General features: G+C 65.4%; 24 protein-coding genes. 4 read left to right on the forward strand and 20 right to left on the reverse strand.

The features are described 5' to 3' along the window. Window positions 1-18 precede the first annotated feature (18 nt). From INS93_RS08375 to INS93_RS08390, 4 genes are all read right to left on the reverse strand, one after another. The gene (locus INS93_RS08375; protein WP_192981021.1) at window positions 19-1,158 is read right to left on the reverse strand and encodes a homogentisate 1,2-dioxygenase; all 1,140 of its coding nucleotides are present in this window, start codon (window positions 1,156-1,158) and stop codon (window positions 19-21) included. Window positions 1,159-1,162: 4 nt separating this feature from the next. After that, window positions 1,163-2,245: a 4-hydroxyphenylpyruvate dioxygenase gene (gene hppD, locus INS93_RS08380; protein ID WP_192981022.1), complete on the reverse strand. Its 1,083-nt coding sequence runs from the start codon at window positions 2,243-2,245 to the stop codon at window positions 1,163-1,165. Between the two features lie 224 nt (window positions 2,246-2,469). Further along, window positions 2,470-2,796 carry an antibiotic biosynthesis monooxygenase family protein gene (locus tag INS93_RS08385; protein ID WP_192981023.1) on the reverse strand — a complete coding sequence of 109 codons (327 nt, stop codon included), beginning with the start codon at window positions 2,794-2,796 and terminating at the stop codon, window positions 2,470-2,472. Next, on the reverse strand, window positions 2,793-3,530 hold the full coding sequence (locus tag INS93_RS08390; protein WP_192981024.1) for a CTP synthase: 738 nt from the start codon (window positions 3,528-3,530) through the stop codon (window positions 2,793-2,795). Before INS93_RS08390 ends, INS93_RS08385 begins: the two co-directional genes overlap by 4 nt. A 95-nt stretch (window positions 3,531-3,625) precedes the next feature. On the opposite strand from INS93_RS08390, the gene INS93_RS08395 reads away from it, so the two are divergent. Next, a complete protein-coding gene (locus INS93_RS08395; RefSeq protein ID WP_160020263.1) occupies window positions 3,626-4,489 on the forward strand; it encodes a LysR family transcriptional regulator in 864 nt (287 codons plus the stop codon). Window positions 4,490-5,010: 521 nt separating this feature from the next. On the opposite strand, the gene INS93_RS08400 is transcribed toward INS93_RS08395, so the two are convergent. From INS93_RS08400 to INS93_RS08420, 5 genes are all read right to left on the reverse strand, one after another. Next, a complete protein-coding gene (locus INS93_RS08400) occupies window positions 5,011-6,792 on the reverse strand; it encodes an ABC transporter ATP-binding protein (protein WP_192981025.1) in 1,782 nt (593 codons plus the stop codon). Beyond that, a complete protein-coding gene (locus INS93_RS08405; protein ID WP_192981026.1) occupies window positions 6,785-7,417 on the reverse strand; it encodes a DsbA family protein in 633 nt (210 codons plus the stop codon). The genes INS93_RS08400 and INS93_RS08405 overlap by 8 nt, the downstream gene beginning before the upstream one ends. Before the next feature lie 2 nt (window positions 7,418-7,419). Further along, on the reverse strand, window positions 7,420-8,358 hold the full coding sequence (locus INS93_RS08410; RefSeq protein WP_160020266.1) for a rhodanese-related sulfurtransferase: 939 nt from the start codon (window positions 8,356-8,358) through the stop codon (window positions 7,420-7,422). A 205-nt stretch (window positions 8,359-8,563) separates the two neighbouring features. Continuing rightward, a complete protein-coding gene (locus INS93_RS08415; RefSeq protein ID WP_160020267.1) occupies window positions 8,564-8,857 on the reverse strand; it encodes a BolA family protein in 294 nt (97 codons plus the stop codon). An 11-nt stretch (window positions 8,858-8,868) separates the two neighbouring features. Further along, window positions 8,869-9,366 carry a DUF2059 domain-containing protein gene (locus INS93_RS08420; protein ID WP_160020268.1) on the reverse strand — a complete coding sequence of 166 codons (498 nt, stop codon included), beginning with the start codon at window positions 9,364-9,366 and terminating at the stop codon, window positions 8,869-8,871. A 275-nt stretch (window positions 9,367-9,641) separates the two neighbouring features. Between INS93_RS08420 and INS93_RS08425 the strand changes: the two genes are divergently transcribed. The 3 genes from INS93_RS08425 to INS93_RS08435 all read left to right on the forward strand — a co-directional run bounded on the left by INS93_RS08425 (window position 9,642) and on the right by INS93_RS08435 (window position 12,762). Next, on the forward strand, window positions 9,642-10,652 hold the full coding sequence (locus tag INS93_RS08425) for a DUF2804 domain-containing protein (protein WP_192981027.1): 1,011 nt from the start codon (window positions 9,642-9,644) through the stop codon (window positions 10,650-10,652). 105 nt (window positions 10,653-10,757) lie between these two features. Then, entirely contained in the window at window positions 10,758-12,152 is a 1,395-nt protein-coding gene (locus INS93_RS08430) for a class II fumarate hydratase (protein ID WP_192981028.1), read from the forward strand. After that, complete coding sequence (locus INS93_RS08435) at window positions 12,145-12,762, forward strand: NAD(P)H-dependent oxidoreductase (protein ID WP_192981029.1); 618 nt, start codon at window positions 12,145-12,147, stop codon at window positions 12,760-12,762. Before INS93_RS08430 ends, INS93_RS08435 begins: the two co-directional genes overlap by 8 nt. Before the next feature lie 19 nt (window positions 12,763-12,781). On the opposite strand, the gene INS93_RS08440 is transcribed toward INS93_RS08435, so the two are convergent. The 11 genes from INS93_RS08440 to phnF form a co-directional block, all read right to left on the reverse strand. Then, window positions 12,782-13,981, reverse strand: a complete 1,200-nt coding sequence (locus INS93_RS08440) for an MFS transporter (RefSeq protein ID WP_192981030.1) — start codon at window positions 13,979-13,981, stop codon at window positions 12,782-12,784. Window positions 13,982-14,063: 82 nt separating this feature from the next. Continuing rightward, window positions 14,064-14,843 carry a phosphonate metabolism protein PhnP gene (gene phnP, locus INS93_RS08445; RefSeq protein ID WP_192981031.1) on the reverse strand — a complete coding sequence of 260 codons (780 nt, stop codon included), beginning with the start codon at window positions 14,841-14,843 and terminating at the stop codon, window positions 14,064-14,066. Next, window positions 14,834-15,481: a phosphonate metabolism protein/1,5-bisphosphokinase (PRPP-forming) PhnN gene (gene phnN, locus INS93_RS08450; protein WP_192981032.1), complete on the reverse strand. Its 648-nt coding sequence runs from the start codon at window positions 15,479-15,481 to the stop codon at window positions 14,834-14,836. Before phnN ends, phnP begins: the two co-directional genes overlap by 10 nt. Further along, on the reverse strand, window positions 15,481-16,626 hold the full coding sequence (locus INS93_RS08455) for an alpha-D-ribose 1-methylphosphonate 5-triphosphate diphosphatase (protein ID WP_192981033.1): 1,146 nt from the start codon (window positions 16,624-16,626) through the stop codon (window positions 15,481-15,483). The genes phnN and INS93_RS08455 overlap by 1 nt, the downstream gene beginning before the upstream one ends. Beyond that, entirely contained in the window at window positions 16,616-17,332 is a 717-nt protein-coding gene (phnL, locus tag INS93_RS08460) for a phosphonate C-P lyase system protein PhnL (RefSeq protein WP_192981034.1), read from the reverse strand. The genes INS93_RS08455 and phnL overlap by 11 nt, the downstream gene beginning before the upstream one ends. An 82-nt stretch (window positions 17,333-17,414) precedes the next feature. Then, entirely contained in the window at window positions 17,415-18,224 is an 810-nt protein-coding gene (phnK, locus tag INS93_RS08465) for a phosphonate C-P lyase system protein PhnK (protein WP_160020277.1), read from the reverse strand. Continuing rightward, a complete protein-coding gene (locus tag INS93_RS08470) occupies window positions 18,221-19,099 on the reverse strand; it encodes an alpha-D-ribose 1-methylphosphonate 5-phosphate C-P-lyase PhnJ (RefSeq protein WP_192981035.1) in 879 nt (292 codons plus the stop codon). Before INS93_RS08470 ends, phnK begins: the two co-directional genes overlap by 4 nt. Further along, window positions 19,099-20,175: a carbon-phosphorus lyase complex subunit PhnI gene (locus INS93_RS08475; RefSeq protein ID WP_192981036.1), complete on the reverse strand. Its 1,077-nt coding sequence runs from the start codon at window positions 20,173-20,175 to the stop codon at window positions 19,099-19,101. Before INS93_RS08475 ends, INS93_RS08470 begins: the two co-directional genes overlap by 1 nt. Continuing rightward, window positions 20,175-20,786 carry a phosphonate C-P lyase system protein PhnH gene (gene phnH, locus INS93_RS08480; protein WP_160020280.1) on the reverse strand — a complete coding sequence of 204 codons (612 nt, stop codon included), beginning with the start codon at window positions 20,784-20,786 and terminating at the stop codon, window positions 20,175-20,177. Before phnH ends, INS93_RS08475 begins: the two co-directional genes overlap by 1 nt. Beyond that, on the reverse strand, window positions 20,786-21,235 hold the full coding sequence (gene phnG / locus INS93_RS08485; RefSeq protein WP_397428071.1) for a phosphonate C-P lyase system protein PhnG: 450 nt from the start codon (window positions 21,233-21,235) through the stop codon (window positions 20,786-20,788). Before phnG ends, phnH begins: the two co-directional genes overlap by 1 nt. 11 nt (window positions 21,236-21,246) lie before the next feature. Further along, window positions 21,247-21,969 (reverse strand): phosphonate metabolism transcriptional regulator PhnF, encoded by a 723-nt coding sequence (gene phnF, locus INS93_RS08490; RefSeq protein WP_192981038.1) that lies wholly within the window; start codon window positions 21,967-21,969, stop codon window positions 21,247-21,249. Window positions 21,970-21,984: the final 15 nt, after the last annotated feature.

The following is a 21,984-nucleotide window of genomic DNA, read 5'->3' on the forward strand; positions in this document are numbered from 1 at the left end:
AAGCCGGCTCCTACAGGTTCAACCTTGGGTACCCGGCGCGCGCCAGGAGTTGACGTACTCGGCCACGTCCACCGCACTGGAGGCATCGGCCACCTCCAGGGCGCGGCGGGTGTCGATCATCACCGCCACCTCGTCGATGAAGGTCGCCGGATCGACCTGGCTCTTCTTCAGCGCCTTGGGGTGCGGTCCATGGGGGAAGCCGCACGGATGCAGAGTGACCATGCCCTGCTCGATGTTGTCGCGGCTGAAGAAATTGCCACGGTGGTAGAACAGCACTTCGTCGTAGTCGTCGTTGTTGTGGAAGAACGGCACCTTGAGCGCGCCGGGGTCGGATTCCACCGGGCGCGGGGTAAAGGTGCAGATCACGAAACCGCTGGCGACGAAGGTGGTGTGCACCGACGGCGGCAGGTGGTAGCGATGGCTGATCAGCGGGCGAATGTCGCGCCAGTTCAGGCGCACCACGGTGTTGTCACCATGCCAGCCGACCACGTCCAGCGGGTTGTAGGGGTAGGTCACTGTGCTGATCTGGCCGCGTCGCTTGATGCGGATCTGCCAGGTGTTCTCGTCCTGTTGCGCCTTGAAGGCCTCATCGATATGCGGGTGCTCCAGCACGGCCAGGTCGAAGATCGCCTGCGGCCCGAGCAGGCCCTTGTCCGGCAGCTGGTAGGCGCCGTTGGTGTTCTCGATCAGCAGGAAGTAGCTCGGCGTGCTGGCCTCGATGCGCCATGCGGTGCCACGCGGAATCAGCAGGTAGTCGCCGTCGCGGTACTGCAGATGGCCAAAGTCGCAGTAGAAGTGCCCACTGCCTTCATGGACGAACAACAGCTCGTCGCCGTCGGCGTTACGTACCAGATGACGCATCGCGCCATGAGTGCGCCAGACGCGCAGCTTGACGTCGGCGTTGTGCAGCGTCAGCGGCGCCGCCAGCGGGCAGTCGCGCTCGCTGGGGATGTCGTTGAAGTTGAACGCGTGCGGGCGCAACGGACCTTCCCAGTCTATCCAGCCGGTGGGGGGATGCTTGTGGTGCAGGTGCGCGGTGGGGCCGAAAAAGCCCTCACGGCCCATCTCGCGCTCGTAGGTGCCCTGCGGCAGATCGCAGTGTGCCTGACGCGAGCACTCGCCTTCACGCAGGGGAAAGCTGATCCATTTGCGGCTCATGGCATCACTCCTCGGAGATCACGCCGCGACGCAGCTGGTCTTCCTCGATGGATTCGAACAGCGCCTTGAAATTGCCCTCGCCAAAGCCCTGGTTACCCTTGCGCTGAATGATCTCGAAGAAGATCGGACCGATCACGGTGTTGGTGAAGATCTGCAGCAGGATGCCGTCGTCGCCAGGTGCACCGTCGATCAGGATGTTCAACTCGCGCAGTACATCGGTCGGTTCGCCATGGCCGGCGACGCGGGTGTCGACCTTCTCGTAATAGGTGTCCGGGGTGGTCATGAAGTCGACGCCGTTGGCACGCAGCTGGCGCACGGTGGCGTAGATGTCGTCGGTGGACAGGGCGATGTGCTGGATGCCTTCGCCGTGGTATTCGCGGATGAATTCCTCGATCTGCGATTTGTCATCGGCCGACTCGTTGATCGGGATGCGGATCTTGCCGCACGGTGCGGTCATGGCGCGGGAGAACAGGCCGGTGAGCTTGCCCTCGATATCGAAATAGCGGATCTCGCGGAAGTTGGCGATGCGCTCATAGAAGCCGGACCAGACGTCCATCTGTCCGCGACGCACGTTGTGGGTCAGATGGTCGATGCACTGCAGGCCGACGGCGTTATCGTTGGGGCTGCGGCCTTCGATGTACTCGAAGTCGACGTCGTAGATGCTCTTGTCGCCGTAACGGTCAACCAGATACAGCAGGGAGCCGCCGATGCCTTCGACACAGGGGATGTTCAGCTCGCCGAAGTTGGCGTGGCTACCGACCAGCGTGGCGCCCTGCTGCTCGACGTAGGCGGCGGCCTGGGCCGCGTTCTTGACCCGGAAAGCCATGGCGCATGCGCTGGGCCCATGCTTTTCGCCGAAGGCGCGCACATGACCGGTGGGGCTGCCGTTGAGCACGATATTGATGTCGTTCTGCTGGAACAGCCAGACCTCCTTCGAGCGGTGCTTGGCGGTTTCGGTGAAACCCATGGCGGTGAACAACTGGCGCAGTTGCTCGATGCCTTCGGCATTTGGTGCGGTGAATTCGACGAACTCGAAACCGTCGGTTCCGATGGGGTTGTGCTGCTCGATCTTGGCCACGGCGGTCATTTCGCCTCCTGATTGTCATTGTTATGGCAGCCGCACGAATGCGTTGCGGACAACCTCATGACAACCGAGTGCAGACCCGCTCTCAAGATGCTTTGCGACACGTCGACGCGGTGGCCGAGTGCGGCAGTGGCAAATTTTCCTTACACCTTCCAGGCAAGGCACGCAAAGCCCTGGCAACCGTAAAAAAATCCTTACAAAGCGGTCAGCCGGCTTGCCGCTATCACTCAGCCCCGGCGCAAGAAGGTGTAGGCGCGCTCCACCTTGGCCACACGCGTAGTGAAAGCGGCATACCAATCGGCGCGTCCCTGCTCGCGAACGGCGCTGTGCTCGGCATGCTCACGCCAGGCGCGAATGGCCTCCTCGCTCTGCCAGTAGGACAGGGTGATGCCCAGGCCATCACTGCGCGCCGACTCCACACCGAGAAAGCCGGGCTGCTGCGCGGCCAGCTCCAGCATGCGCTGCGCCGCCTCGGCATAGCCGGCGTCCACCTCCGTACGCAGGGAGGTGAACATCACCACGTAATAAGGTGGCTCAGGCGTGGCGGCGATCACACGGCTGCCTGCAGATGTGCTTCGTGTACCGATTGCACCGCACAGGCGCCGACCAGGCCGGCCACGACCGGCGGCAGGCGACCTTCCAGCGCGGCACGCTCGGGCTGAAACAGGGTAGCGATGAAGAACGGATGATCTTCCAGCTCGATAGCGCGCACCGCACCGGCCTGGTCATGCCCGGAGGCCTTCAGCGCCTGGGCCATCAACGGCTCGACGAAGGCATCGACCAGACCATAGCGGCACAGGTACTGCTCGCTGATCTCGCGTACTCCGTAGAGTTCGGCGATGCGCGAGCCCGAGACCAGGTGCACATGCTCGCTGACGTCCAGCAAGGCACAGCTCAGGGGCGCGATCAGGGGGTTCTGCGCTTGCGGTGACAGCTCGGCGTGCTCGGCATCGGTCCAGCCCAGACGGTTGCGCGCGTACTCCAGCAGCGCGTGCTGGAAGCCACCACAGGTGCCCAGGAACGGCACGCCTTGCTCGCGAGCGAAACGAATGGCGCGCAGCGCACCCTCGGTGGCGGCATAGGGGCTGCCCGGTACGCACCAGATGCCGTCGTAAGCCATCAGGGTAGCGTCATCGACGAGACTGCCGGTGGCCAGCCACTCATGCTCGACCGCCACCCCCAGCGCCTCGCTGGCCAGGCGCAGCGCTTCGGGAATGGCCCGGTGCGCGGCAATCGCCGCATTGTAGTCCCCCACCAGAGCGACCTTGACTCGACACTTGCTGTACATACGCCTATCCCCTTCTTGCATGGCGGTCTCTCTGCCACTATAAGATGGCGCTCGCGCAATAATAATTGGCGAATAGACAAGCAGAGATTGCAGCCGTGCAATATCAAATCGACCATACCGACCTGTCCCTGGTGCTCGCCCTGGTGCGTGGCCGCTCCCTGGCGCGCGCGGCAGAACTGATGCAGGTCGACGTGTCCACGGTGTTCCGCGCCGTACGCCGGCTGGAGGCCGCCCTGGGCGTGGCGCTGTTCGAGAAGAGCCGGCGCGGCTACGAACCCAGCGAGACCGCGCGCGCCCTGGCCGAACAGGCCGAGCGCGCCGAACAGGCATTGGATGCCGCACGCGTGGCGCTGGAACTGGGCAAGCAAGTGGTCAGCGGCACCGTGCGCCTGACCTGCACCGATGCGGTACTGAGCAGCCTGTTGCTGCCGGCGCTGGCGCGCTTCATGCCCAGCTATCCGGCGCTGGCGCTGGAGCTGGTGACCTCCAACGACTTCGCCAACCTCAGTCGGCGCGACGCCGACCTGGCCCTGCGCCTGACCAATCAGCCACCGGAGCATTTGGTCGGCCGGCGCCTGGCCACCGTCTCCTACCTCGTCTGCGCCCGCGATGATGATCAGGATCGCAGCGACCTAGCGCGCCAGAGCTGGATCGCCCCGGACGAGGCGATGCCGGATCACGCCACGGTGCTCTGGCGCCTGCGTGAATTGCCGAGCGTCACGCCTAGCTATCGCTGCAGCAGCATGTACGCCGTGGCGCAACTGGCCCGCGCCGGGCTGGGTGTCGCCGCCCTGCCCGACTTCGTGCTGCGCGCCCATCCCGAACTCAAGGCTCTCGGCCCGCCACTGGCAGGCTGCGACACCGAACTCTGGCTGCTGACACGCCCGGACTGCCGAGCTTTACGTTCGGTGCAGACGCTGTTCGAGGAATTGAGCGAAGCCTTGATGAGCCATGACTGAGGTAGAGCGTCGCCGCTGAAGCGCCTCCCACGGAAGCGGGGGCAGCCGGTCATTGCAGCAGCGAAGCCTTGTGGGAGGGGCTTCAGCCGCGACAGCCCAGGAAGCTGTGTAGCCCGGATGCAATCCGGGAAATGGCATGGCGAAACTCTCCCCGGATTGCATCCGGGCTACGGCCTGAGCGAAGCCTTGATGAGCCATGACTGAGGTAGAGCGTCGCCGCTGAAGCGCCTCCCACGGAAGCGGAACAGCATGCCATTGCCACGGCGAAGCCTTGTGGGAGGGGCTTCAGCCGCGACAGCCAAGGAAACTGTGTAGCCCGGATGCAATCCGGGGACATTGGTTGCGCAAAAGAGCATCGCGGCTGAAGCGGAATGCCGCCCAGCCGCTCCGTAGAGGCGGCTTCAGATCCGTAGGGCGGGTGCAACCCGCCACTCATTTATGGCGGGTTGCACCCGCCCTACAACATTACAGATGCCCAACTGCCCCCGTAGGAACAGTTTCAGCCGCGAAGAGTAGACACATCACCCCTGCTGTAAATGTCCGTAGAGCTTGGCGTACAGACCACCTTCAGCAATCAACTGCTGATGGTCGCCATCCTCGGCGACGCTGCCGCCATCGAATACCAGCACGCGGTCGGCCTGCTTCACCGCGCTCAGGCGGTGGGCGATGATCAGCGTGGTGCGACCTTCAAGGAACTGCGCCAGCGCTTCGTGCAGGGCGTACTCGGTGGCGGCGTCCAGCGCCGAGGTGGCCTCATCGAGAATCACCACCTTAGGCTCGGCCAACACCATGCGGGCAATCGCCAGGCGCTGGCGCTGTCCGCCGGAGAGCCGCACGCCGCTGCGCCCGACCACGCTGTCCAGGCCCAGGGGCAGCGCATGGATAGTCGGCGCCAACTGGGCAATCTCCAGCGCCTGCCAGCAAGCCTCGTCGCTGCGTTCACGACCCATGGTCAGGTTGGCACGCACCGTGTCGTTGAACAATGCCGGGTGCTGCAGCACCACGGCCACGTTGTCGCGCACGCAGCCCAGGCCGATCTCCTCCAGCGCGCTACCGCCGAAGCGAATGCTGCCGGCCTGCGGCGTGTAAAGACCCAGCAGCAGCTGCACCAACGTGCTCTTGCCGCCGCCAGAGGCGCCGACGATGGCGACCTTCTCACCCGGGCCGATGGACAGGTCGAGACGATCAAGCACTGGCTCCTCGCCATAGCCGAAGGTCAACCCGCGTACCTCGATACCGACCGTGTCGCGCCCCTTGAAAGGGTCGACGCGCCCGTCGTACTGCGGCTCGTCCTTGCGCGCCAGCAACTCGTTGATCCGCGTCAGCGCGCCACCTGCAGCGTAGAACGCGTACTGCAGGCTGAGCAGTTGTTCGACCGGGCCGATCATGAACCACAGGTAACTGAACACCGCGAGCATCTGGCCAATGGACAGGTCGGAGAACAGCACGGTGAGCATCGCCGCCGCGCGGAACACGTCGATGCCGAACTGAAACAGCAGGCCACTGGCCCGGTTCGAGGCGTCGCTCTTCCACTGCGAGGCCACGGCATAGTCGCGTACCTCTCGTGCGCGCCCACCAAGACGGCCAAGGAAGTAGCCCTGGCGGTTGCCGGCGCGCACTTCCTGAATCGCTTCCAGGGTCTCGGTCAGCGCTTGGGTGAAGCGCGAGGTGCTGTCGTTCTCCAGCTTCTTCAGGTGCTTGACCTGCTTGCCCAGCAGCACGGTGGCGTAGATCACCAGCGGGTTGAACAGCAGGATCAGCAAGGCCAGTTGCCAGTGCATCCAGATCAGGATGGCCGAGGTGCCGACCAGGGTCAGCACCGCCACCAGAAAACGGCTGAGGGTCTCGCCGACGAACTTGTCCAGGGTGTCCAGATCGGTGACCAGGTGGGTGGTCACGGTGCCGCCGCCCAGGCTCTCGTACTCACCAAGGGAGATGCGCTTGAGCCGTTCGATCAGGCGCATGCGGATGCGGTAGACGATGTCCTTCGACAGCCTGGCGAACAGGCGCGCCTGCAACACGTTGAAGATCAGCGCCGAGCTGCGCAGCAGCAAGGTCAAAAACAGCATCAGGCCGATATAGCCGGCCGCCGTTTCCCAGCCGGCTGGCAGGAAGTTGTCCATCACCTTGAGCGCCGCATCGCCGTCATGCAGCAGCACTTCGTCCACCAGCAGCGGCAACAGCAACGGGATCGGCACACTGCACAGGGTCGCCAGCACGGCCACCAGATTCGCCAGGATCAGCGCCTTCTTGTGATGCAGGGCCAGGCGACGGATTTCTGCCCAGCTCAACCGATCAGGCATGGGCAGCGCGCTCCAGCCAGCGGCCCAGCAGCGGCGCCAGCACCTCGAGCGGTTGATAGCCGTTGGTCAACAAAGCAAGCTGGCCATCGCGCTCGGCCAGCAAGGTGGGGAAGCCGGCGATGCCCAGATCCTGTACCCAGGTAAAGTCGGCAGCAGTCGCCTCCTCCATGGCCTGGCTGTCGAAGGCCTCGGCGAACTCGATGCGCGGGATACCCGCCTGTTCGGCCAGTTGCACCAGCACGCTGGCCTGGGTGACATCGGCACCTTCGGTATAGAAGGCTTGCTGAATCAGCTTGAGCAGCGTCCAGGCACTCGGCGCATGGAGGTTGCGTGCGGTCACCAGCGCGCGGCAGGCAGGCTCGGTGTCATACACCAGCCCCTCGGGCAGACCGCGTTCGAAGTCGAACAGCTGCCCGGTGCTGGCGTTGACCGCCTGCCAGTAGCCCAGATAACGCACGCGGGCGGCAGCATCGACGGCCACCTGGTCACGGCGCAGGCCGCCCACCACGATCTGCAGCGGCACAGAGGCTGCCGCCGCCTGCTCGGCGAGGGCTTCGATTACCGGTGCAAAACCCCAGCACCAGGAGCACATCGGGTCCATCACGTAGAGCAGGCGGCTAGCCATGGTCAGGCCTCGTTCAGTTGGCGGGGGTTACGGCCAATGGGGTGCGGCTGGTTGCGCTGGCGCGCCAGCTCGATCTGCTTCTGCCGCTCACGGGCGCTTTCGCGGGTTTTCTCCGGCAGCGAATCCCAGCAATGCGGGCAGCTGACGCCGGGGCTGTAGAACTCGGACTGACGGTCTTCCACGGAAATTGGCGTGCGGCAGGCGTGACACTGATCGTAGTCGCCTTCGGACAGGTCATGGCGCACGGTCACGCGGTTGTCGAAGACGAAGCAGTCGCCCTGCCACTTGGTCTCTTCCTGCGGCACTTCCTCGAGGTATTTGAGAATACCGCCCTTGAGGTGATAGACCTCCTCGAAACCTTCGCCGAGCATGTAGCTGGAGGCCTTCTCACAGCGAATGCCACCGGTGCAGAACATCGCCACCTTCTTGTGCCTGCTCGGGTCGAAGTGCTCGCGGATGTACTCGGGAAACTCGCGGAACGACTTGGTCTTGGGGTCGATGGCACCCTCGAAGGTGCCGATGGCCACTTCATAGTCGTTGCGGGTATCGATCAGCAGCACGTCGGGGTCGCTGATCAGGGCGTTCCAGTCCTGCGGCTCGACATAGGTGCCGACGCGCTGGTTGGGATCGACGCCCGGTACGCCGAGGGTGACGATCTCTTTCTTCAGCTTGACCTTGGTGCGATAGAACGGCTGCTCATCGCAGTAGGATTCCTTGTGGTCGATATCGGCCAGGCGGGCGTCCTGAGCGAACCAGGCGAGCAGTGCATCGATACCGGCACGAGTGCCGGAAACGGTGCCATTGATGCCTTCTTCGGCGAGCAGCAGGGTGCCCTTGATGTCGTTATCGATCAGGGTTTGCAGCAGGGGTTCGCGCAGCGCCTGGTAATCCGGCAGGGAGACGAATTTATACAGCGCCGCGACGACGATCTTGTCGGTCATGAACAGTTCTCTCAGTAGTCGCCCACGTAAAGGGCGGACTGGCGGGACATGAAAAACGCCGGCTCAGCAGGCCGGCGCGAAGGGCGATTGTAGCAAAGCGACCAATCGCCGGGGTGAGTTGCTGACAAGGCGCGACAGCCTGTCACGTAGCCCGGATGCAATCCGGGAATTGCCGCAGGGCTCCCCGGATTGCATCCGGGCTACCTCAATGACCGCCGCGACAGGTCGGCGAGGCCGGAGCCATGCCCTGCGCCGCCCACTCCTCCGGAGTGTAGGTGTGCAGCGCCAAGGCATGGATCTGCCCCATCAGCTCGCCGACCGTCGCATACACCTTCTGATGTCGCTTGACCGCATTCAGGCCGGCAAACGCCGGGCTGACGATCACCGCCTTGTAGTGAGTCTCCAGACCGCGACTGTGCATGTGACTCTCGTCCAGCACATCGAGATGCTCGGGCTGCAGCGCAGCCAGGGCGGTGACGATCAGGTCTTGCTTGGACATCTTGGGCTCCATCAGGGCTGTTTCGGCAGGCCGAGCTCGTTGCTCATGTCGGCCAGCAGCTTGTTCACCTCGGGCACGGCGGACTCCAGCTTGCTCTGGGTGATCTGCGCAGACTGCGCGGTGAGCGTCGGCATCTTCTGCAGCACCTTCTGCCCCAGCGGCGACTCGTAGAAGGCGATCAGGTCCTTGAGCTCCTGCTCGTTGAAGTTGCTGGTATAAAGCTTGACCATGTCCGGCTTCAGCTTGTCCCAGCCAACGGCCTTGTCCAGCGCGGTGTTGGCCTTGGCCTGATAGCTTTCCAGCACCGCTTTCTTGCCACCCGGCGCCTCGGCGAAGCGCTGCGCGAACATCTGCTGCACCTGACCGTAGACCGGCACGGTCAGCCTGTCGGCGTTGGCCAGCTTGAGAAAACGCTCGGCATCGGCGGCGTGACTGGCGGCATCGGCCATGGCCAGGGATGCGCTCGCGCTGAGCAGAACGGCGGTGCAGAGTTTGGAAAAACGGAGCATGGAGAGCGTCCAGAGGTTGTGAATGAGTCTGGGTAGACTACGAAGGCGGCATTTTGTGCCCTGCGCGCAAATCCCTCAAGCGATGCGCGTTGTGCGCTGGCTCACACCCGTCATGTTGACCGGCGCACCCACTGGTCAGTTGCCAAAATGCCAGTACTTGCTCATGCTCGTGTGGGCTCGGCATTCTTTGCGACCTCCCCATTATTCAACAAGGCGTGCGCACCTCAAGAGCCGGCAATTGATCGCCAGCCCGCGCACACACATGGACGTGCCCGATGACCAGCCTCACCTCACACGCGCCCCTTCCGCTCCAGCCACTTTGCGACAGCAAAGGTCGACTGCTGGATGAGGCCATTGGCTGGTCCAATCGACCACAGGTGGACTGCACCCTGCATGGTCACGCCGGGCGGCGCAAACGCTGGAATCACTGGTGCATCACCACGCCGCAGTGGATGCTCTCGCTAACCCTGGCTGACCTCGACTACCTCGGCTACGGCGCCGCCTACTTCCTCGATCTGGAAACCGGCCAGGCCGTCGCCCATACCCAGTTCCGTCCCTTTGCCCTCGGCTGCCAGTTGCCCGACCTGCCGCTGGAGAGTCACGCCTTCAGCCACTCGCGCCTGCAACTGCGCATCGATGAGCACCCCGGACGCCTGCGCCTCACCGCTGCCGCCCCGGATATTGGCGGCCAGCCCCTGCAGGTGGCCCTGGACATTCAGCGCCCTGCCCATCTGCAATCGGTCAATCTGGTCGCGCCGTTGCAACATGGCGGCTTTCATGCCACCTGTCGGCAACTCGGCCTGCCCACCGCAGGCAGCCTGCAGTTGGGCGGCAAGCATTACAGCTGCGTGCCGGGCCAGAGCTTCGCCGCGCTGGACTTCGGCCGCGGCGTCTGGCCGTTGAACACTTACTGGCAGCGGGCGGCATTCGCTGCAGCGGGCGGCATCGCCGGCAACTTCGGTGCTGGCTGGCTCGATCACAGCAGCCTGTCGGAAAATTCCCTGTGGTTCGGCGGTGAAGTGCAGTTGCTCGACAGCCCCCTGCATATCGAACGCAGCTCACAGGCGCCACTGGCGCCCTGGCGCCTGGACAGCGAAGATGATCGCGTGGCGCTGCGCTTCACGCCTCGCCAACTGCACAAGGCCTGCCCCAAACTCGGCCCCTTCCACGCCAATACCGTACAGCGCTTCGGTCATTACGACGGCGTACTGCGCGGCCCGAAGGGCGAGCGCGTGCCGGTGGACGGAGCGCTGGGCTGGCTGGGTGAAACCCACGCCCGCTGGTAGACGCCCTCTCAAGGTTCCAATCAACCTGATAGACAAGTTGTGGAACCAGTCTTCGGCGGCACGACCTAAACTGCCAGCAACCTTGCACTTGCCCCGGAGAACGCAATGAGCCGCACCGAAACCGACAGCATCGGCCCCATCGAAGTCCCTGACGACGCTTACTGGGGCGCGCAGACCCAGCGCTCGCTGATCAACTTCGCCATCGGCCAGGAGCGCATGCCACTGGCCGTGTTGCACGCCCTGGCGCTGATCAAGAAAGCCGCGGCACGGGTCAACAGCCGCAGCGGCGAGCTGCCGGCGGACATCGCCCGCCTGATCGAACAGGCCGCAGACGAAGTGCTCGAAGGCCAGCACGACGCGCAGTTCCCCCTGGTGGTCTGGCAGACCGGCAGCGGCACGCAGAGCAACATGAACGTCAACGAGGTGATCGCCGGGCGCGCCAACGAACTGGCCGGCGGCAGCCGTGGTGGCAAGACCCCGGTGCACCCCAACGATCACGTCAACCGCGCGCAGAGCTCCAACGACTGCTTCCCCACGGCCATGCACATCGCCGCCGTGCAGGACGTGCGCCATTGCCTGCTGCCGGCGCTGGCCGAATTGCGTGATGGGCTGCAGGAGCAGGCGCAGCGTCATGCCAACCTGGTCAAGACCGGGCGCACGCACATGATGGACGCCACGCCGATCACGTTCGGCCAGGAGCTGTCGGCCTTCGTCGCCCAACTCGGCCACGCCGAAGCGGCGATTCGCGCCGCCCTGCCCGCAGCCTGCGAACTGGCTCAGGGTGGTACCGCCGTCGGCACCGGCCTCAATGCTCCGGCCGGCTTCGCCGAAGCCATCGCTGCCGAGCTGGCCGCGCTTACTGGCCTGCCACTGACCAGCGCGCCGAACAAATTCGCTGCGCTGTCCGGCCATGAACCTCTCGTACACCTGTCCGGTGCCCTGAAAACCCTGGCCGTGGCGCTGATGAAGCTGGCCAACGACCTGCGCCTGCTTGGTTCGGGCCCACGTGCCGGCTTCGCCGAGGTGCGCCTGCCGGCCAACGAGCCGGGCAGCTCGATCATGCCGGGCAAGGTCAACCCCACCCAATGCGAAGCACTGTCGATGCTCGCCTGTCAGGTACTGGGCAACGACGCCACCATCAGCTTCGCCGCCAGCCAGGGCCACCTGCAGCTGAACGTGTTCAAGCCGGTGATCATCCACAACCTGCTGCAATCGATCCGCCTGCTCGCCGATGGCTGCCGCAACTTCCAGCAGCACTGCGTCGCCGATCTGCAGCCGGATGCCGTGCAAATGGCCGCGCACCTGGAAAATGGCCTGATGCTGGTGACCGCGCTCAACCCCCACATCGGCTACGACAAAGCTGCAGAGATCGCCAAGAAGGCCTACGCCGAAGGCAGCACCCTGCGTCAGGCCGCTCTGCAGCTCGGCTACCTGAGCGAAGAGGAATTCGACCAATGGGTACGACCACAGGACATGCTCGGAGCCGGGCGGCATGACTGAAGGCAAGAGTGGCGCCACACCGCTGGAAGGCGATGGCAAACGAATCCTGCTGATTCTCGGCACGCCGAAAAAGGACAGCCTCTGCCACGCCCTGGCCGAGGCCTACAGCCTGGGAGCACGCAGCAAGGGGCACGTGGTGCGCCAACTCCGGCTGGGCGAGATGCAGTTCGATCCGATACTGCGTGAAGGTTACGAGCAGAGCCAGAATCTGGAGCCGGACTTGCTCGAAGCTCAGCGTCTGATCCACTGGGCCGAGCACCTGGTGTTCGTCTACCCGGTCTGGTGGGGTGGCATTCCTGCGCTGCTCAAGGGCTTCTTCGACCGGGTGTTCCTGCCCGGTTTCGCCTTCAAGTACCGCAACCGCTCGCAACTCTGGGACAAGCTGCTCACCGGGCGCAGCGCCGACCTGCTGGTGACCATGGACACGCCACGCTGGTACTTCCGCTGGATCTATGGTGCCCCGGCCCATCGGCAGATGGTGCGCACCATCCTGGGTTTCTGCGGCATCAAAACGCGGCGCCTGAGCGAATTCGCCCCGGTGCGCCCCTCCAATGAGGAACAGCGCCAGAGCTGGCTGCGGCAGGCTGAAGCACTGGGAACGAAGGCGTGACGCAGCAGGCACATCGGGCCTACAAACCAGCAGCACCCTTGCGTGCCCTGCCCGCCCACCACAGCGCCAGCGGGCCCAGCGTCAACAGCAGGCCCATCAGCGCGAACGCCGCCCACCAGCCAAGCAACTGCTGATCACCCAGGGCATCGAGAGTAATGCCGAACAATAGCGGCCCGAGGAACGCGCCGGTAAAGCCGGTGCAGGAATACAGCGCCATCGCTGCCCCACGGTGGCTGGCCGGGGCGACACTGACCAGCCCGGCGGTCAGCGCGGCGGAGTCTGCGGTCACAGTCACCGCGTAGAGCAGAACCAGCACCAGCATCACCCAGAACGGCAGTGCCGCACCCAGGCCGACCACGATTGCCAACAGCGCGGAGGCGAGCATCACGCCGATAAGCCAGCGCTGACGACCGAAACGCAGCGCCAGCTCATTGCCAAGGATGCTCGACGGCATACCGATCAGCGTCGCCAGCATCGCCACCCAGGTGCCCGATAGCCAGGGATCGACGCCCTGCAGATGCCCGGAGAACACCACGAAAGCCACCAACCAGGCGCGCAGGGCGAACAGCTCCAGGTTGTGCATCGCGTAGGTCAGACAGTACGCCAGCACTGCGCGACTCTTCAGGGGTGCCAGATCCAGCAGATTGCGCGGCGCATGCGCCGCCACCGGCTTCGGCGCCAGGCCCCGGTACACCAGCGCCCAGGCCAGCAGCGCGCAGCCGCCACTGAGCAGTGCCGGCACCTGCCAGCCACCGAGCTTGGCCAGCTCACCAGACAGGGTGAAGGAAAGCGCCGTGCCCAGACCAAAGCTGGCGGTGTAGAAAGCGATTGCCCGCGACTGCGAGGCGCCGTCGATGCGCTCTGATAACGCCTTGAGCCCCGGCATGTAGGTGCCCGCCAGACCGATGCCGGCGAGCACGCGCCAGAGCAGCGCCGACCAGAAGCCATCGGCGAAGACGAAACCGGCGCTGGCCGCGGCCGTCAGCAGCATGGCCCACAGGTAGATCAGTCGGGCATCGTGACGGTCGGTCAGGCCAGTGAGCACCGGCACGGCCAGCATATAACCGAGAAAGAAGCCGCCGCCGATCCAGCCGGCCTCGGTATTGCTCAGCCCCCAGAGCACCTGAAATTGCGGCAGCAATGCGGCGAACAGGGCAAAACCGGCCATGCCCAGGGTTTCGGCCGTACACAGCAGCAGGGTAATGCGGCGAGCCTTCATGATGTTCTCAGGGCAAGCAGCCGGAAGGTTGTGCACTGAGACGGCAAAGTCGTACACCTCGGAAACGTTGGGCTCAGCACAATCAAAGCACCAGGCCGTCGCTGGCCAGGCTTACGCCGCTCGGCAACGCGTCGGGATGATCCAGCAACCAGGCGTCGAAGGCATGGCCGATATGGGTCAGCACCGCCTGCGTCGGCTGCAACCGCTCGATGACCTCCAGCGCGCGGGTCAGATCGTTGTGGTTGCGCGGTGCGACAGGTTGCGGCGCGGTGGAGCAATCGAGCACCAGCACATCCAGCGGTGCACGCTGCAATTCGGCGCAACTGGCCTCGGGCACACCGAGGGTATCGGTGAGGTAGGCGATGCGCCTGCCTTTCCCCTGCAATCCCTGCCCTTCGACCCCCCGCCCTTCAAATAAGTACCCGAAGGTCGGCTTGGAATGATTCAGCGGCAAGGCAGTGACGCGCAACTCACCCAGCTGACGGCGCTCGAAGGCGGCGAATGGCTGGCTGAAGTCGAGGATACCGGGGTGTTTGTACAGGTCGGCCAACCCTTCCGGGTCATCCGGGCCATGCACCGGAATCACCAGCCCCTGGCCCCAGCGCAGGTGCAGCAGGCCTTGGGCATGGTCGGCGTGGTAATGGGTCTGCAGGATGCCGCTGAGGCTGTGCGGCGCGAAGCGCTCGGTGAGGTCGGTCAGGCCGCTGTCGATCAGCCAGCGCTGCGTGCCGCATTCGATCAACGCACAGCAGGGGCCACGACGCCGCGCCGGATACACGCGTGCCGCATCGCAGGCCGGACAACTGCAGTTGTAGACCGGCAGCTGACGGGCATCACCGGTGCCGAGCAGGGTCAGGCGCATTGGCGAGCCTCGTCGAGCAGGTACAACAGGCGGCTGACGGTTTGTTGCAGGGGGCCGGAGTTGTCGAGGATTGCCAGGTACTCCCCTGCGGGAGCGGCTTTCGGCTCGGGCATCCTGCTTCGCTCTACCTCCTGCATCCCAGCAGTCGCAGCGGCGACAGTCGCCGCTAAAGCGCCTCCCACAACAGCAAAGCTGCGGCTGCGGGCCAAGCGCTGCTCGATCTGCTCCGGCGTCTCCCGGCCGCGGGCCAGCAGGCGTTGGCGCAGCACTGCCTCATCGACCTGCAGAAGAACCGCCAGCAAATCCGGATAGCGCTGGCGCGCAGCCTCGAGATGACCGCGCGAACCATTGATCAGCACATCCTGCCCGGCGCTCAGCCAGTCATCGATCTCGCACGGGATTCCATAGGCCAGGCCATTGGCGCGCCAGCTCAGGGCAAAGGCGCCCTCGCCCTCCAGGCGCTCGAACTCTGTCGGGGTGACGCCTAGCGCATCTTCCCCTACCGATTCAGCGCTGCGGGTGATCACCCGTCGGGCGAAACGGCAGCCGTGCGCTTCCAGCGGCGCGCGCGCGGCTTGCAACAGGCTGTCCTTGCCCGAGCCCGAAGGCCCCATCAGATAGATCAACCTGCCCTGCATCAGAACACCCTTCGTGCTTGGCGCCACACCTGCTGGATCACCGGCTGCTCGCCATGGGCCCTGGCCTGCACCAGATCGGCGCGCAGGCCGACGCGAATCTCGCCGCGATCATCCAGCCCGGCCGCCCTGGCCGGCGCGCGGCTCACGGTGGCGATGGCCGCAGGCAAATCATAGTCGTTGTACTGCCCGACGAGCAGCCAGGCCGCATGCAACAGACTGGCCGGGTAGTAGTCGCTGGAGAGGATATCCAGCACGCCATGGCGCGCCAGCTCAGCGGCGGCGATATTGCCCGAGTGCGAGCCGCCACGCACCACGTTCGGCGCGCCCATCAATACTTTCAGACCCAGTTCATGGCTGGCCCTGGCCGCCTCCAGGGTGGTAGGGAACTCGGCGATGGCCATGCCGAAATCCGCCGATTCCTGTACATGGGCCAGGGTCGCGTCATCATGGCTGGCCACCGAGATGCCGCGACTGTGGCAGTCCTCGACGATGGCGCGGCGCTGACGGTCGCTGTACTGGCGCGAGTTGGCGATCTGCTCCTGGAGGAAATCCTCCATCTCTGCCGGGCTCAGGTGATACTTGCCCATGTAGTACTCGCGGTACTTCTCCACCTTGGCGAACTGGCGCTGGCCGGGCGAGTGATCCATCACCGAGACCAGCGCCACCAGCGGGTGCTCCACCAGGTCGCGGTAGATCGTCAGGGCATCCGGATGGCACAGCTCGCAACGCAGGTGCAGGCGGTGCTCGGCGCGAGTCTGTCCGGCCGCCTCGCTGGCAGCGATGGCCTCGATCATCGCCGGCAACTGCTGCATGCGCCGCCCGCGCGGGTTGATGTCGCCGATGGACAGCGCGTCGAATACCGTGGTGATGCCGGCGGCGACGATCTGTGCATCGTGGGTCAGTACCGCCGAAGCCGATGGCCAGTCCACGCCAGGGCGCGGGCTCATGTGTTTTTCCAGGTTGTCGGTGTGCAACTCCACCAACCCCGGTAGCAGGTAATCGCCGCCGAGATCCTGGGCCTGCGGCAGGCGGCTGGCGCCCTCGTCCACCGCTGCGATCAGTCCGTCACGCAGCAGCAGGCTACCCAGGAATTCCCGCTCAGCGGTGACGACGCGGGCGTTGCTGAGAATCTGTTCAGACGACATAGACGTACTCCGGTTGCGCCGCCTCGGCGCTCATGTCGAGGTAACGGTCGGCCACCGCCTCGCGGGCGGTGCGGTCGTGGAAAATGCCAATCAGTGCGCTGCCTGCGGCCTTGGCTTCGTTGATCAGCTCCAGCACCACCTGGCGGTTGGCGTCGTCCAGCGAGGCGGTGGGCTCGTCCAGCAGCATTACCGGCCACTCGACCATGAAGCCGCGGGCGATATTGACGCGCTGCTGCTCGCCCCCGGAGAAGGTGCCCGGCGCCAGTTGCCAGAGCGCCTCGGGAATATTCAGGCGGGCCAGCAGTTCCTTGGCACGCGCCTGCGCATCGGCACGCGCCCAGCCACGCGACAGCGCCGGTTCCATCACCACGTCCAGGGTAGAGACGCGCGGGATCACCCGCAGGAACTGACTGACATAACCCAGACTCTGCCGCCGCACGTCCAGCACCTGGCGTGGCTCGGCGCCGACCAGCTCCACCGGCGCGCCCTGGTGACGGATGCGGATGCTGCCGCCAGCGGCCAGGTAGTTGCCGTACAGCGTGCGCAGCAGGGTCGACTTGCCAGCGCCGGACTGGCCGTGCAGCACCAGGCACTCGCCGCCCCGCACGCTGAAGTTCAGGTCACGCAGCACCTGCAGGACGACGCCGTTCTGCTGGTGCAGGGTGAAGGTCTTGCTGAGGCCGCTGACCTCGATCAGGTTGTTCATGGTCAATAATCTCTGCGTGCGTGGGAGGGGCTTTAGCCGCGACAAAAGGGATCGCGGCTAAAGCCCCTCCCACAAGACGGAATCAAGGCTGCAACACCGACGACACCAGCAACTGCGAATACGGATGCTGCGGATCGTCGAGAATCTGGTCGGTCAGCCCCGCCTCCACGACCTTCGAACGGCGCATCACCATCAGGCGGTCGGCCAGCAGGCGCGCCACCGCCAGGTCGTGGGTGACGATCACCACCGCCAGGTCCAACTCGCGTACCAACCCGCGCAGCAGATCCAGCAGGCGCGCCTGAACGGAGACATCGAGGCCCCCGGTCGGCTCGTCCATGAACACCAGGCGCGGCGCGGAGACCAGGTTGCGGGCGATCTGCAGGCGCTGCTGCATGCCGCCGGAGAAGGTGCGCGGCAGGTCGTCGATACGCGCCGGGTCGATCTCTACCTGGCTCAGCCAGTCGAGCCCGGCGGCGCGCAGCTCGCCATAGTGGCGCACGCCCTGGGCCATCAGCCGCTCGCCGATGTTGGCGCCGGCCGATACCGCCATGCGCAGGCCGTCACGCGGGTTCTGCTCGACGAAGCCCCATTCGGTGCGCAGCAACGTGCGCCGCTCGGCCTCGCTGGCGCTGTACAGGTCGAGCCACTGGCCGTCGCGACCGCGATAACTCACTGCGCCGCGATCTGGCGGGCAGCGCCCGGAGAGCAAGCTGAGCAAGGTCGACTTGCCCGAGCCGGACTCGCCGACGATGCCCAGTACCTCACCGGGATAGAGGTCGAAGCTCACCCCCTGGCAGCCCTTTTCCGGGCCGTACAGGCGGGTCAGATCACGCGCCGAGAACAGCGGCTCGGCCGTTGCCAAGGCAGGTTGCAAACGTTCGGCGGCGCTCATTGCAGGTTCTCCTCGAGACGCTCGGTGCGCTGGCGGCAGTAGTCGGTGTCGGAGCAGACGTAGCGCTTGCTGCCGGCGTCGTCGACGATCAGCTCGTCGAGAAAGGACTCGTTGCTGCCACAGAAAGCGCAGCACTCCTCCCACTGCTGCACGGCGAAGGGGTGATCCTCGAAGTCCAGGCTGATCACCTTGGTGAACGGCGGTACCGCGTAGAGGCGCTTCTCGCGACCGGCGCCGAACAGCATCAGCGCCGGGCTCATGTCCAGCTTGGGGTTGTCGAATTTCGGGATCGGCGACGGGTCCATCACGTAGCGCTCATCCACCGTCACCGGGTAGGCATAGGCGGTGGCGATATGGCCGAAGGTGGCGATGTCCTCGTACAGCTTCACGTGCATCACGCCGTAGTCCTCCAGCGCATGCATGGTCCGTGTCTCCTGCTCGCTCGGTTCGATGAAACGCAGCGGCTCGGGAATCGGCACCTGGTAGACCATGATCTGCCCGGCCGAAAGTGGCGTTTCGGGGATGCGATGGCGGGTCTGGATCACGCTGGCGGCAGCCGTGCGCTCAGTGGTGGCAACGCCGGCGGTGCGGGCGAAGAAGCGACGGATCGACACCGCGTTGGTGGTGTCGTCAGCGCCCTGGTCGATCACCTTGAGCACATCATCCGCACCGAGAATGGCGGCGGTCAGTTGCATGCCACCGGTGCCCCAGCCGTAGGGCAGCGGCATCTCGCGGCCGCCGAAGGGCACCTGGTAGCCGGGGATGGATACGGCCTTGAGCAGGCCTCGACGAATCATGCGCTTGGTCTGTTCGTCGAGGTAGGCGAAGTTGTAGGCCGACGCCTCGCGGGCGCCGCTTGCAGTGGACAGGTTCATCAGCGGTTCTCCTCTGCCGGCGCCTGGCGGCGCAGCTTGCGGATCAGTTCCAGTTCGGCCTGGAAGTCGACGTAGTGCGGCAATTTGAGGTGCGAGACGAAGCCGGCGGCCTCGACGTTGTCGCAGTGCATCAGCACGAATTCCTCCTCCTGCGCCGGGCCCTGCACTTCCTCGCCGTACTCGCCGGCGCGCAGGGCGCGGTCGACCAGGGCCATGCCCATGGCCTTGCGTTCGGCGTAACCGAAGGCCAGGCCGTAGCCACGGGTGAACTGCGCCTGCTCGGCGCTTTCACCGACGAACTGGTTGACCATCTCGCACTCGGTGATTTCGATGTCGCCCAGCGGCACGGCGAAGCCCAGTTCGGCGGGCGTCATCCACACCTCGACGTCACCAATGCGGATCTCCCCGGCGAACGGGTGGTTGCGGCCGTAGCCGCGCTGGGTGGAATAACCCAGCGCCAGGAGGAAGCCTTCGTCGCCACGGGCCAACGCCTGCAGGCGCTCGGCACGTTTGGCGGGAAAGGCCAGCGGCTCGCGGGTGATGTCCGGCACCGGTGCGCCATCGTCCATCTCGCGGGCCATCAGCCCCTCTTCGGCGAGAAAGTCCAGCACCCGAGGGCAGGCTTTCGGTTCATCGATCACGGCGCTTTCCGGTGCCGGGTAATCGCCCTCGGCCAGCAGGGCAAAGTCCAGCAGGCGGTGGGTGTAGTCGAAGGTCGGGCCGAGCAGTTGGCCACCGGGCAGATCCTTGAAGGTGGCGGAGATGCGGCGCTCCAGCTGCATTTTCGTACTGTCCAGCGGCTCGCTGGCGCCGAAACGCGGCAAGGTGGTGCGGTAGGCGCGCAAGAGGAAGATGGCTTCCATCAGGTCGCCAGCCGCCTGCTTGATGGCCAGCGCGGCCAGCTCCTCGTCATACAGCGAGCCCTCGCTCATCACGCGGGCCACGGCCAGTGGCAGTTGCTGACGCACCTGTTCCACGGCCAGTTCGGCGACAGCGGAGTCGCCACGGCGACGGCTGGCCAGCAGCTGATGGGCATTGTCGATGGCGCGTTCGCCACCCTTGACGGCGACATACATCAGGCAGCCTCCTCGGTTTCGATCAGCACGCGGGTGCTGCGCGGCAGGCCGATCACCTCGCCGCCTGCGGCGAAGAAGCAATCCAGGCCACGGGGAAAGGCGCTGCGCGCCTGGCGCTGCTGCCAGAACGAGGCCGGCAGCGGCAGGTTGACGCTGCGCACGTCCTTGATGCCCGGCCCACGCCAGCGCAGCGGGGCACCGGCGTGCAGGTCAGCGAGCTGAATCAGTAACGTGCAGGACTGATCCGGGTAGCGCTCGCTGCCGTTGTCGAAGTCCGACAGGTCGGCGAGCTCGCTTTCGTCGAGCAGAGCAAACAGGGCGATCTCGCGCTCGGCGACGATCGGGCAACCACAATGGAAAGCCAGATTGGCGCGGATCAGCGGCGTGTCGAAGCGCGGTGCGAGCCACAGCGGTGTGTCGCTGTCGAGGAAGGCCAGGCACAGGCCGTAGGTGGCCGGCGCCAGATCGCCCAGGGCATGGGCGCGGGCCATCGACTGGGTCAGGCCGGGTTCGGCCAGGGCAGCGAGGGCGGCGCGGAAGCTTACCTGGGCGTCCAGCACCGGGTCGTCGAAAGCCGGTTGCAGCCAGTGCGAGCTGTGCGGCGTAGTCATCAATCCTCTCCTCTGACCAGGGTAAAGAACTCCACCTGGGTGGTGGCAGTCTGTGCGGCCCGAGCCAGGCGCTGTTCGCGCTGCTGACGGGCCAGGGGTTCGATCAGATCACTGAGCCAGCGCGCCTGGTCACTGCCCTGCAGGTGGGCGTCGGCCAATGCCGCCAGTTCGGCGCGGCGCTTGTCGCGTCCGGCCAGATAGCTGTAGCCGGTGCGTCCATCGGCCAGGCGCACCACGCAGCGAGTCACGGTCATTTCGCCGAGATTGAAGGCGCTGCCGGTGCCCCCCATGCGTCCGCGCACCAGGGTCATACCGACCTCGGGGGAGCGGATCAGTTGGTAGGCGCTATCCTTGAGCGCCGCCTCATGTGCATCGAGGGCGTCGCCGGCGCGGGCCAGCACGCCCATCCAGCGCTGACGCGCGGCGATGTTCGGATCATGGTCGTTCATGCGGGTCTCCATCAGGTCGCTACCTGGTACTGGAAGCGGTCGGCGCGGCTGCTGGATTGCGCCAGCTCCACCGCACGACCGGCAGGGTCGCGGGACAGGGTGAGTACGCTGAGCAGCGGCGCATGGCGTGGCATCAGCAGGTGCGCGGCTTCTTCGCGGCTGGGCAGACGCGCACCGATCAGGCTGAAGGTGCGCGCCAACGGCAGGTCGCGCTCGGCCAGGTACTGGCGCAGCGAACCACCCTGGTAGTCAGCCAGCAGCGGCGCCAGGCTGGCGCAGAAACGGTGACGGATCAGGCTCATCGGCTGGCCGTCGAGCAGGCGCAGCGTGGCCAGTTCGATCAGCTCGCTGCCATCGGGCAGTTGCAGGTGGCGGCACTCCTCGCGGCTGCCACTGCGGCGCAGGCGCTCGATCAGTTGCGCCTCGACCCGGTGGCCGAGCGCCGACAGCGACTGACTGAAGGCGCTGCCCGCCTCCACCGGATAAACCAGCGGCTTGGCCAGCACCTGAGTGCCCTTGCCCTGGCGACGCAGCAGGCGGCCTTCGAGCACCAGTTCGTCCACCGCGCGGCGCAGGGTGTGACGGTTGACGGAAAACCGCGCGGCCAGTTGCATCTCGCCCGGCAGGTAGTCGCCCGGACTCATGCGCTGCAGGTCTTCGCGCAGCACGGCAGCCAGTTCGCGGTACAGCGGTTCGCTTTGTCTAGACAAGTTCATCGTTTGAAAAGGGCGCACGCAGGCGCCCTCCCT

It is taken from the genome of Pseudomonas sp. EggHat1 (genome assembly GCF_014892995.1).
Lineage (GTDB): Bacteria > Pseudomonadota > Gammaproteobacteria > Pseudomonadales > Pseudomonadaceae > Aquipseudomonas > Aquipseudomonas chaetocerotis.